Genomic DNA, 2,084 nt, shown 5'->3' on the forward strand with positions numbered 1-2,084 from the left:
GCGTCTCCATTTGAAGGCAACATCAGCGCAGACAACTACTCGCCGCCCAGCGTCGGGTCAGAGCAGGTCGGCGCCAGTCTAAGCTACCGAGGACTGGTTACCAGCGGCGACCAGATCGTAACGTCCGCTAGCACCTCCACCACGGGCGGCGCTCAGAACTACGGGCTGATTTATCGTCTGCCGCTGAACCCGATGAACGGAACGCTGCAACTGCGATCGAACTGGAACCGCAATCGCATCACGCAAGACCCGTTCGAGGCGCTGGACATTCGCGGCAAATCAGAACTGTACGAACTCAACGTCCGCCAGCCGCTTGTGCGATCGCCCCGTGAAGAATTGGCGCTCTCCCTCGGCTTCACCTACCAGGACGGACAGACATTTTTGTTCAACAATTTGCCGTTTCCGTTTGGCATTGGTCCCGATGCGGATGGCGTTAGCCGCACCAGCGTGATCAAATTTGGGCAGGACTATGTCCACCGCGATCCTGGTGGGGCGTGGTCGCTGCGATCGCAGTTCAGCATCGGTACTGGATTGTTCAACGCGACGCGCAATCCCGACCCGATTCCCGACGGGCAGTTTTTTAGCTGGCTAGGACAGGTCCAGCGCGTGCAGCGGGTGGGAAACAGCCAGCTGCTAATTTTGCAAGCCGATGTGCAACTGACGCCAGATAGCCTGCTGCCGTCGCAGCAGTTTGTTATCGGCGGCGGACCCTCGGTGCGCGGCTATCGACAAAACGCGCGATCGGGCGACAACGGCGTGCGCCTCACCGTAGAGGACCGCATCGCCCTCGCTCGCGACGCTGGCGGCTCTCCCATTCTGCAAATTGCACCGTTTGTAGAAGCCGGAGCCGTTTGGAATGCCCGCGACAATCCAAATCGGCTACCGGAGCAAACAGTTCTTGCCAGCGTCGGGTTAGGGCTGCTCTGGCAACCGCTGCCCCGCCTCAATCTGCGCCTAGACTACGGCGTGCCGCTGGTGACGCTGCGAGATAAAGGCAACAACATTCAGGATGACGGATTATACTTCAGCGTGAGTTATCAGTTTTAATGTGAACTCGATCGCTCGACGTGTCTCCGCATCCTGAATATGAATCGTCCCTCGCCGCTCCTCAGTCAAACGCAGCCGCTTCCTCAATCAAAACGATCGCCGTGGGGGACTGTACGCTGGATCGCCGTAATGCTGCTGGCAGCAGGCGGAATCGCGGGCGCGGGCTGGTGGGGGGTGCAGCTAATGGTGAATCCGCAAACGCTGCTGTGGATGAATCGCTGGTTCCCGGACTGGATTCCGATTTCTGTAACGGGACTCAAACCGCCGCAGACGATGACGCAGATTCGCCGAGAGCTTGAGCAAGCAGGATTGATGGCAGGAGAACCGCTGCCGCTGGACAAGAACACCAGCTTCCTGGACCAAAAATCGTTGGTCGATGAGATGCTGCTGCCAATTCTGAAGTCGTCAACGCCGTGTCAGGGCACCTGCGATCGGATCGTGGAACTGCGCCTGTATCAATCGACACTGGCACGCCGGAAGGATGCACAGCGAGAGCCGTATTTTCAGCAGGTGAGTGCGCTGCCGATCGTCGGTCCCGATGACGCCTCTGTAGTTGCGCCGATCGTCGATGCCCGATCGGGCAATCAGGGGTCTACTCGGGCGCTGCCGTTGACGATGCTGAGTCGGTTTGAGGGCACCGTACCGTCCGAGGGCGTCTGGCTAAACCTCAGCGGACGGACCGTGCGCGGCGACACGACGATCGCCTACGGGCGAGTGCTGCACTACAATCCACGACGGTTTCATCTAAGCACGCCGCTAGACTGGACTAGCCCCGTCGGAAAAGACCCGGTTTGGCAGGAACTGACTGGGCAGGGACAGCCGGAACTGCTGATCGATCAAACGGTAGGTATGGAGCCGCAGTTTAAGGTGTATCGCGTGACGACGATCAACTTTGCACCTAACCCGACTCAACTGGAGCCGATCGCGCTGCTAGAGTCTGCCTTGAATCTGCCCGCTTACGATACGGCGCTTTTGCTTGCTCGCAGCGGGCTGTGGTCGCCTAGCGAGCAGTGGCTCCAGTCGCTGAAGCGGCGCGG

At 59.5% G+C, this 2,084-nt stretch carries 1 protein-coding gene and 1 pseudogene; both read left to right on the plus strand.

The genetic code is table 11. From position 1 onward, the window contains the following. Positions 1–1,047 (plus strand): ShlB/FhaC/HecB family hemolysin secretion/activation protein (locus H6F43_RS16285; RefSeq protein ID WP_190343773.1); only part of this gene is annotated, 1,047 nt, incomplete at its 5' end. A 39-nt stretch (positions 1,048–1,086) separates the two neighbouring features. Then, positions 1,087–2,084, plus strand: a pseudogene (locus H6F43_RS16290) (hypothetical protein); the annotation flags it as partial.

Origin of the sequence: Leptolyngbya sp. FACHB-36, from assembly GCF_014695955.1 — a bacterium.
In the GTDB taxonomy this organism is placed as follows: Bacteria; Cyanobacteriota; Cyanobacteriia; order Leptolyngbyales; family Leptolyngbyaceae; genus FACHB-36.